The sequence below is a fragment of the Herminiimonas sp. CN genome, from assembly GCF_000622895.1.
Taxonomy (GTDB): domain Bacteria; phylum Pseudomonadota; class Gammaproteobacteria; order Burkholderiales; family Burkholderiaceae_D; genus AVCC01.
This window is the reverse complement of sequence record NZ_AVCC01000035.1, coordinates 21,763-31,197: the sequence shown is the minus strand read 5'-3', so window position 1 is coordinate 31,197 and position 9,435 is coordinate 21,763. Positions and strand designations below refer to the sequence as shown.

9 protein-coding genes are annotated in these 9,435 nt (G+C 58.2%); 4 read left to right on the top strand and 5 right to left on the bottom strand.

The window, feature by feature from the left end; all coding sequences use genetic code 11:
- Positions 1 to 215: 215 nt before the first annotated feature.
- From hemW to HMCN_RS0109445, 5 genes are all read right to left on the bottom strand, one after another.
- Positions 216 to 1,460 (bottom strand): radical SAM family heme chaperone HemW, encoded by a 1,245-nt coding sequence (gene hemW / locus HMCN_RS0109465; RefSeq protein WP_025917161.1) that lies wholly within the window; start codon positions 1,458 to 1,460, stop codon positions 216 to 218.
- Complete coding sequence (rdgB, locus tag HMCN_RS0109460; protein ID WP_025917160.1) at positions 1,457 to 2,041, bottom strand: RdgB/HAM1 family non-canonical purine NTP pyrophosphatase; 585 nt, start codon at positions 2,039 to 2,041, stop codon at positions 1,457 to 1,459. The genes hemW and rdgB overlap by 4 nt, the downstream gene beginning before the upstream one ends.
- Before the next feature lie 162 nt (positions 2,042 to 2,203).
- Positions 2,204 to 2,932 carry a ribonuclease PH gene (gene rph, locus HMCN_RS0109455; RefSeq protein ID WP_025917159.1) on the bottom strand — a complete coding sequence of 243 codons (729 nt, stop codon included), beginning with the start codon at positions 2,930 to 2,932 and terminating at the stop codon, positions 2,204 to 2,206.
- A gap of 4 nt (positions 2,933 to 2,936) precedes the next feature.
- Positions 2,937 to 3,866, bottom strand: coding sequence for a PP2C family serine/threonine-protein phosphatase (locus tag HMCN_RS0109450; protein ID WP_025917158.1), 930 nt, complete (start codon positions 3,864 to 3,866; stop codon positions 2,937 to 2,939).
- Positions 3,867 to 3,925: 59 nt separating this feature from the next.
- The gene (locus tag HMCN_RS0109445; protein ID WP_025917157.1) at positions 3,926 to 4,933 is read right to left on the bottom strand and encodes a serine/threonine-protein kinase; all 1,008 of its coding nucleotides are present in this window, start codon (positions 4,931 to 4,933) and stop codon (positions 3,926 to 3,928) included.
- 98 nt (positions 4,934 to 5,031) lie between these two features.
- Between HMCN_RS0109445 and HMCN_RS0109440 the strand changes: the two genes are divergently transcribed.
- The 4 genes from HMCN_RS0109440 (at position 5,032) to HMCN_RS0109425 (ending at position 9,427) form a co-directional block, all read left to right on the top strand.
- Positions 5,032 to 5,934, top strand: a complete 903-nt coding sequence (locus HMCN_RS0109440) for a YicC/YloC family endoribonuclease (RefSeq protein WP_035626493.1) — start codon at positions 5,032 to 5,034, stop codon at positions 5,932 to 5,934.
- 279 nt (positions 5,935 to 6,213) lie between these two features.
- Positions 6,214 to 6,855, top strand: coding sequence for a guanylate kinase (gene gmk / locus HMCN_RS0109435; RefSeq protein WP_025917155.1), 642 nt, complete (start codon positions 6,214 to 6,216; stop codon positions 6,853 to 6,855).
- Between the two features lie 26 nt (positions 6,856 to 6,881).
- Positions 6,882 to 7,085, top strand: coding sequence for a DNA-directed RNA polymerase subunit omega (rpoZ, locus tag HMCN_RS0109430; RefSeq protein WP_025917154.1), 204 nt, complete (start codon positions 6,882 to 6,884; stop codon positions 7,083 to 7,085).
- Positions 7,086 to 7,147: 62 nt separating this feature from the next.
- Positions 7,148 to 9,427, top strand: coding sequence for a bifunctional (p)ppGpp synthetase/guanosine-3',5'-bis(diphosphate) 3'-pyrophosphohydrolase (locus HMCN_RS0109425; RefSeq protein WP_025917153.1), 2,280 nt, complete (start codon positions 7,148 to 7,150; stop codon positions 9,425 to 9,427).
- Positions 9,428 to 9,435: the final 8 nt, after the last annotated feature.

Sequence of the window (9,435 nt, the reverse complement as noted above, 5' to 3'; positions counted from 1 at the left end):
AATATTCGCAATGAATATATGGGACGAGTGCCATGAAAATTACCATACTCCTTATTTTTTACGAAAATAACCGAATTACGTCAGCGGCTCGTCCTTTTCATGCTCTTCGCGGACTGGATAACGCCAGTTATCCGCTTTAAATAGCGGCCGGAATCCGGCGAACTTGAGCAAAATTGCATCAATTGATGCTTTCAGCCGAGGAGCTATGCCGGCGCTTAATTCGACAAAAAAAGTTGTTGTAAATCATTTAGGAAAGATTGCCCCAACCCGGTCGGCCTGATGATTTGATGATCGCGATACAGCAAGCCTTTTGACTCTGCCAGCGTCAGCGTTTTTTCGATCGTGTTGAGCGCCAGGCCGGTGCGTTCGGCAAACAGGTTGACCTGAAAGCCGTGGTTGAGCCGTAGCGCATTGAGCATGAATTCAAAAGCCAGGTCTTCGCGGCTGATCTCATGTTGCTCCTGGATCTGGGCGCCCTGCACAATGTGCTCGAGATACGCTTTGGGCTGCTTGTAGCGCATCTGCCGTACGATCCGATGCGGGAACGACAGCTTGGAATGCGCGCCGGCGCCGATCCCCAGGTAATCGCCGAACTCCCAGTAATTGCGGTTGTGGCGCGCCTGCCGCTGCGGCTGCGCGTAGGCCGAAACTTCATATTGCGCATAGCCGGCAGCAGCGGTCAGATCGCGGATCATGTCCTGCATGTCGGCGCTGGCGTCGTCGTCCGGCACTACCGGCGGGTGTTTGGCAAAAAAAGTATTCGGCTCCAGCGTCAGGTGGTACAGGGACAGGTGCGGCGGCGCATAGGCAATCGCCGTCTCGATATCCCGCCGCGCCTGCGCCAGCGATTGCTGCGGCAGCGCGTACATCAGATCCAGATTGAAATTATCGAAATTGGCGTGAGCGATATCGACCGCCCGGCGCGCCTCATCGCCATCGTGGATGCGTCCCAGAGCCCGCAGGTGCTGCGCATTGAAGCTCTGGATGCCGATCGATAGCCGGTTGACGCCGCTGGCGCGATAGGAGCGGAACTTCTCGGCCTCGAAAGTGCCGGGATTGGCCTCCATCGTGATCTCGGCTGCGCCGTCCAGCGGCAGCAAAGTGCGCACATCCGACAGCAAGCGGTCCAGACCGGCGGCCGACAGCAGGCTGGGCGTACCGCCGCCGATGAATACGGTGTAAACCTTGCGGCCCCAGATCAGCGGCAGCGCGCTTTCCAGATCGGCGCGCAAGGCCGCCAGATAATCGTCTTCGGGAAACCCGCCCTGCACCTCGTGCGAGTTGAAGTCGCAATACGGGCATTTCCTGACGCACCATGGAAAATGGATATACAGCGACAGCGGCGGCAGCGCAGCCAAATGCAATGTGCCCGGCTTCATGAAAGCGGCCGCCGCTTCAAGCGGCTGAGCGGTGCTGCTTGCAGCTTTGTCTGCCGCATCTATCAGTTTGATAGGAATCATTGCAATTTTCTAACCAGCGAACGCAAGGCCTGACCGCGATGCGAGAGCGTATTTTTCTGCTCGGGAGACAGTTCGGCAGCGGTCTTGCCCAGGCCGGCCAGCCAGAAATGCGGATCGTAACCGAAGCCGCCAGCGCCGCGCGGCTCGGCAATGATTTCGCCGTCCCAGCGCCCTTCGGCAATAATCGGCTGCGGGTCGCTGGCGTGGCGCACGTATACCAGCGCGCAGTAATAGTAGGCGGACTTGTCCGCATGCGGCGCCAGGTCGGCCAGCAGCTTGCGGTTGTTGGCGGCATCCGACTTCGGTTCGCCGCCGTAGCGGGCCGACAGCACGCCGGGCGCACCGCCCAGCGCAGTCACGCACACGCCGGAATCATCGGCCAGCGCCGGCAGACCGGTCATGGCAGCGGCGTGACGCGCCTTGGCCAGCGCATTCTCGATGAAGGTCGGATGCGGTTCCTCCGCTTCCGGCACGTTAAATTCGCCTTGCGGGCGCAGCGTGAAGCCGATGGCCCCCAGCATCTGGCCAAACTCCTTCAGCTTGCCGGCATTATTGGAAGCTAACACGATGGTTTTAGTCATGAAATTCTGCTGCGAAAAGCCGCTCCCGCAACGGCTTTTACCTATCCTTTAAAATTTAATATATGGAGTATGGCAATAAATCATGCACTTCACGCGCAATTTTATTGCGGCAATTCAAAATACATGACCTTGTATATTCAATGAAACAGCACCGCAGAAAACTTATAAACCGAGCGTTTCTTTCTGCATGCTGATCAGTTCGGCTATCCCCCGCTGCGCCAGGTTAAGCAACTGGTCCATGGTGGCGCGATCGAATGCGACGCCTTCTGCAGTGCCCTGCACCTCGATGAAATGGGCGGCATCGGTCATCACCACATTCATGTCGGTGTCGCAGCCCGAATCTTCCTGGTAGTCAAGATCGAGCAGCGGCGTGCCGCGCACCACCCCAACCGAAATCGCCGCCACGAAATGCTTGAGCGGCACCGCCGCAATAACGCCGCGCGCAACCAATTGCGAGAATGCATCGTAAGCCGCGACCATGGCGCCGGTGATTGCTGCAGTGCGGGTGCCGCCATCGGCCTGGATCACGTCGCAATCCAGATGCAGCGTGCGTTCGCCGAAGGCTTCCAGATCGAAGGCGGCGCGCAGCGAACGGCCGATCAGGCGCTGGATTTCCTGGGTGCGGCCGGACTGTTTGCCTTTGGCCGCCTCGCGATCCATGCGGGTATGGGTGGAGCGCGGCAGCATGCCGTATTCGGCAGTCAGCCAGCCCTGCCCTTTGCCCCGCAAAAAAGCAGGCACCTTGTCCTCGATGCTGGCGGTGCAAATCACCTTGGTATCGCCGAACTCGATCAGCACCGAACCCTCCGCATGCTTGGTGTAATTGCGGCACAGGCGGATCGGGCGCAGCGCATCGGCAGCACGTCCGTCGGCGCGTATTTCATGGTGCATGGTGTCAATCCTTGGAAGTTATACGGTTGGTTTTCTGGATCGCGCCGCGAATCTCGGCAATCGCTCTCTCGATTTCAGCTTCATCGAATGCGTCAGGCTCCGCCGCCGTGCCATCCGGCGCCGCCAGGATGGTGGTGGTGACCTCGCCCAAGGGCAAGGTATTGGTCGTAATTGTAGCCTCATCGGCCAATGCGACGCTGCCATTCCACATCATCGCCAGCGCAGTGACGTTATCCGAATGCTTGCCGGCAATGCCGGTGGCGCTGGCCAGCAGCTCCGGAACCGCACGCACGATCGTATGGCTTTGCAAGCTCTGGGCCAGTACGTGATCCGGCAGCACCGACCACAAGCCGTCCGAACACAGCAGCATGATGTCGCCAGCCTGCAGCAAAGAGCGGCGGGACATCTCGACAATCGGCAAATTGGGCGCACCGAGGCAATTGAACAACTTGTTGCGGTCGGGATGCGTATCGCGCTCGGAAGGTTTCGCCTTGCCCTGCGCAATCAGGGTTTCGATGCGCGAGTGATCCCGGGTGCGGGCCAGGATTTGCCCGTTGCGCAGCCAGTACAGGCGCGAATCGCCGCAGTGCGCCCAGTAAGCGTAGCCATGCTGGATCAGGCAGGCGACAATGGTGGTGCGCGGCGTTTCCGGCAGATTGTGGGCATCGCGGTAATGCAGAATTTCGCGGTGCGCATCCAGGAAACTCTCCTCGAAAAAACGCTCCGGCTGATGGATATACGGCTCCGCGTTCTGGCGAAACACGGTATTGATGGTCTGCAGCGCAATGGTGGCCGCCATCTCGCCCTGAATATGCCCGCCCATGCCATCGGCCAGCAATAACAGCAAGGCGTCGCGGGTAAAGCTGTAGCCCATGCGGTCCTGGTTGACCTTGCGGCCGCCGACATGGCTTTCTTGATAGACGGAAAATCGCATGGAACCGATCTGTTATAAAAGGAATACGGCCAAATCCAGCCGCATTCATGAAAGAAAAATTACCGCGTGTGTTCCTGGATCGTGACTCCCGGCTTGGAATTTCTGAACCCGAGATCATCCCACATGCCACGTAATTTCTTCGAAAAGCGCAGCAGCGCGCCTGGCTCTGCAGCGGCTGTCACCTGCTCCAGCAAGGCCTTTTGCAACGCAAACACGCTGGGCGGTCGCTGCAGCGGGTCGAGCATCAGGCACCACCGGACCATCCTGATCAGTTCGGGCGAATACAAATCCATCAGCTTGGCCAGATAGGCGTCGATTTTATCGACCTTGCCGCGCTGCTCCGCCGGCGGCGGCGGCGCCCCGACCATGCAGGAAAACATCGCCGCGCCGATGCTGTAGATGTCGGTCCAGGGACCCAGATTGCCGTTCTTGGCATACAACTCGGGCGGCGCAAAGCCGGGCGTATACATCGGATACAGCTTCACCAGGTCGGTGCGGAAGGTCTGCCGCGCGGCACCGAAATCGAGCAGGATCGGCGTGCCATCAATGCGCAGGTAAATATTTGCCGGCTTCAGATCGAGGTGTAACAGTTTTCCCGCATGCACTTCACGCAAGCCATTCAGGACTTGGCTGAACATCGTGCGAATGAAGCGCTCCGACAGCAACGGCTTCTCGCCCGCATCGCGGCGCCGCAGGATGTGATCCTGCAGCGAGCGGCCCGACTCATACGCCATCACCATATAAACCGTATCGTTGGCGCGAAAAAAATTCACCACGCTGACCACGTTCGGATGCGAAATGCGCGCCAGTGCGCGGCCCTCCTCAAAAAAACATTTCAGGCCCATCCGGAACACCGGCAGATTTGCCGCCGAAATCTGCGGCGACAATTCGCCCGGCTGGCGCAGCGTCAGACTGCTGGGTAAATATTCCTTGATAGCAACAGCATTGCCGTCTTCATCGCGGGCCAGATAGACAATACTGAACCCGCCGGACGCAATCTTCTTTACAATGCGATATCCGGAAATTTCAAGCCCGTCTGGCAGTGGTGCATTGTTTTGCGCAGCCATATTTTCCTAAGCGGTAGAACTTCGGATTGTGTTGATAAATCACGCTTTTGTAAAGCACAGTAAAGCAAAACACGGGAGTCGACTTGAGCATTTGCAGCATGACTGGCTACGCAGTCACCACCAAAGAAGCCGCCGCCGGCACTCTGACCATCGAGATCAAAAGCGTCAATTCGCGCTTTCTGGATCTGCAATTCCGCATCAATGACGATTTGCGCGCGGTCGAGCCGACGTTGCGCGAGGCCATCATGGGGCGCATCACGCGCGGCAAGGTCGAATGCCGCCTGAGTTTTGGCCGCAAGGTCAAGCCGGATGCCGGCCAGGCGCTCAATGCCGCGCTGCTGCAGGATCTGGCCGCGCTGCAAAACGTCGTACGCCAGCACTTCATCGACGCCCCGCCGCTGTCGGTCAACGAACTGTTGCGCTGGCCCGGCGTGATAGCGGAAGCCGAAATCGGCCAGGACACCTTGCAGGCCGAAGTCGCGGCCGCCGTGGCCGCCGCGCTGGACGCCTTCGTGGATTCGCGCGCGCGCGAAGGCGCGGCGCTGGAAGCCATGCTGCTGGCGCGCATAGACGCAATGGACCGGATCGTCCACGACATCACCCCGCTGATTCCGCAGGTGGTGCTGCAGTTCCAGCACAAGGCGACCGAACGCATGCAGGAAGTGCTTGGCCTGGTGGCTCAGAACGGCGCCGCGGCAGCGAACCAGGCGCTATCGCGCCAGGAAGCGCTGGAACGGATCCGGCAGGAAGTCAGCCTGTACGGCATTCGGATTGATGTCGCCGAAGAGTTGTCGCGCCTGGCCGCCCATCTGGCCGAAACCCGTCAAATCCTGAAAAGAGGCGGCCAGGTCGGCAAGCGGCTCGATTTCATGATGCAGGAACTCAACCGTGAAGCCAACACGCTCGGCGCCAAAGCGGCAGTCAAGGAATTGTCCGATGCGTCGATGGCGCTGAAACTGCTGATTGAGCAAATGCGCGAGCAGGTGCAAAATCTGGAATAATTTCGCACGCCGATACAGGGAAAGCACGGCCGCACGAAAAAACGACGAAAAAAGTGTGGCAATGACGCCTGCGGGAACAACCGTCCGGGTTCAGCAGACGACTCTGCGAATTTCAAATACATGGCGGCGTATATTTTATATGCGTAATGAATATATGCGGAAAACAGCAATAAAATATTATACTCCCTATTTTAACGAATTCAGGCCAGCGGCAGGCCTGGCCCGTGGCATCGGCATTTTCCCCGGGCCGGGCAATATCAGTCATTAACAAGGATTAGCATGTCCCAAACCAACGCTTCTTCGGGCAGTCTGTTCATGGTGGCGGCGCCATCGGGCGCCGGAAAATCCAGTCTGGTCAATGCCCTGCTGGCACAGGAAGCGGGCATCCGGCTCTCGATCTCCTTCACCACCCGCGCGCCCAGGCCGGGCGAAGCGAACGGGCGCGAATATCACTTCATCACGCCAGCGGATTTCCTGGCAAGGAAAGAACAGGGCGAGTTTCTGGAATCGGCCGAAGTGCACGGCAACTATTACGGCACCTCGCGGCTGCAAATTGCGGACCAGATCAAGGCCGGCACCGATGTTTTGCTCGAAATCGACTGGCAAGGCGCGCAACAGATCAAAAGGCAATTCCCGCATGCGGTTGGCATCTTCATCCTGCCGCCTTCCATAGCGGCACTGGAAGATCGCCTGAAAAAACGCGGGCAGGATGAACCGCACATCATCACGCGCCGGATTCTGGCCGCCGGCGGGGAAATCGCCCATGCCTGCGAGTTTGAATATGCTATTATCAATCAAGAGTTTGCGGTCGCATTGTCCGAGCTGACGGCGATCGTAAAAGCGGCCCGTTGCAGGTTTGCGCAACAAGCGGCGCGCAACACATCACTGTTTGCCCAACTGGGCATCCATGCCAATAGTTAAATTAAGATCGTATTTTAGGAGTATTCATGGCCCGCATTACCGTCGAAGATTGTCTGAAGCAAATCCCGAACCGTTTTCAACTCACTCTGTGCGCCACCTATCGCGCCCGCCAGTTGCTGCAAGGCCATACACCGAAGGTCGATGCCGACGATAAAGCAACCGTGATTGCGCTGCGCGAAATCGCCGCCGGCAAAGTCGGGATCGAAATGCTGAAAAAGGTTCCCAGTTAGTCATCCGCCCGAATTTAACCCCACCGTACCCGATACCGTAATGTGGCTGATAGCTCACCAGCATGAACCTGACACCTGCCGAGTCGCCTCCATCAGCCGCATCCTCTAGCCGGCTCGACTCCGAACGACCGGAACGCAAGTCCGCCGTCAGCACAAAACCCGTATCGCAAGACGGTCCGCAGCATGGAATCGGCGCGGTATCGATTACGCCGCTCGCCACCAAATTAGCCCAATACCTGTCCCCGTCGGACCTGAAAAAAGTCAAGGAAGCCTATCGTTTTTCAGACGAAAAGCATCTGGGCCAGATGCGCAAGTCCGGTGAAGCGTATATTTCCCACCCGATCGCGGTAGCCGAAATCTGCGCCGACTGGAAGCTCGATGCGCAAGCCATCATGGCGGCCTTGCTGCATGACGTGATGGAAGATCAGGACGTCAAGAAAGAGGAACTGATCGAGCGTTTCGGCGCACCGGTAGCGGCCTTGGTCGACGGCCTGTCGAAGCTGGAAAAAATCGAATTCCAGAGCCAGATAGAAGCGCAAGCAGAGAATTTCCGCAAGATGCTGCTGGCAATGGCACGCGACGTGCGCGTCATTCTCATCAAGCTGGCCGATCGCCTGCACAACATGAGCACGCTGGGCGTAATGGCGCCGGACAAAAAACGCCGCATTGCCCGCGAGACGATGGAAGTCTATGTCCCGATCGCGCACCGGCTCGGCCTCAACAGCATCTACCGTGAGCTGCAGGATTTTTCGTTTCTGCATCTGCACCCAAACCGCTACAAAACGCTAACCAAGGCCGTCAAGGCCGCACGCGGCAATCGCCGCGAAGTGGTCAGCAAAATACTCGAATCGGTCAACCATACGCTGCAAGCCGCAGGTATCGAAGCGCAAGTCTATGGCCGCGAGAAAACCCTGTACGGCATCTACAAGAAGATGCGCGCCAAGCACCTGTCATTTTCTCAGGTGCTGGACGTATACGGCTTTCGCGTGGTGGTCGACAGTTTCGCCAATTGCTATGTCGCCCTCGGCACGCTACACGCGCTCTACAAGCCGATGCCGGGCAAGTTCAAGGACTACATTGCCATCCCCAAGCTGAATGGCTATCAGTCGCTGCACACGACACTTATCGGCCCCTACGGGACGCCGGTCGAGTTCCAGATCCGCACCCAGGACATGCACCGCGTGGCGGAATCCGGGGTCGCCGCACACTGGCTCTACAAGAGCAGCGAAGCCAACCTGTCCGACCTGCAGCAGCGTACCCATGTCTGGCTGCAATCCCTGCTCGAGATTCAGAAGCAAACCGGCGATTCGGCTGAATTCCTGGAACATGTGAAGGTCGATCTGTTTCCCGATTCGGTATACGTGTTTACGCCGAAATCGACCATCATTGCGCTGCCCAGAGGCGCAACCGCACTCGATTTTGCCTACACCATCCACACCGATATCGGCGATCAGTCGATTGCGACCAAGATCAACCACGAACACGCGCCATTGCGTACGGAATTGCACAACGGCGACATAGTCGAGATCGTTACCTCCCCGTCATCCCGGCCCAGCCCGACCTGGCTGGCATTCGTGCGCACCGGCAAGGCACGCTCGGCAATCCGGCACCACCTGCGCACCATCAATCCGTCCGAATCGCTTGAGCTCGGCAAATTACTGCTGACGCAGGCCCTGGCCGCACTGGATATCGATATCGAGGTACCGCCAGCGCAGCTGGAACGACTGCTCAACGAATCCAGAGCCAAATCGCTGGAGGAGCTGTATCTCGATATCGGCATCGGCAAACGGATGGCGACGCTGGTGGCGCGCCATATCATGAGTTTGTGCGAAAACGAAAATGCGCCGTCGCAGAAATCCGGCAGCCATTCGGTAACCAACAAGCTCGAACCGGTCGTCATTTATGGCACCGAGGGTGCGGCAGTGCAACTGGCGCCATGTTGCCAGCCTATTCCCGGGGACCGCATCATCGGCCAGCTCAAACGCGATCAGGGCCTGATTGTGCACACGGACGATTGCGAAGTAGCCAAGCGTCTGAGCAGCAAGGAAGCGGACCGATGGACCAGCGTAGTCTGGGGCGATACCCTGAACCGCCGCTTCGATTGCCGCATCAAGCTCCTGGTACAAAACGAGAAAGGCATCCTGGCGCGCGTAGCAGCCGAAATCAATGAATCGGATGCCAATATCATTCATGTGTTGATGGATCAGGAAAAGTATCAGGATCGCGCGATGATCCATCTGCGCTTCACCATCCAGGTCGAAAACCGCGTCCACCTGGCGCGACTGATCCGCAGCATACGACGCTTGCACGGAGTCGAGCGCCTGGAACGCGAACGCGGCTAGCGCCTCGA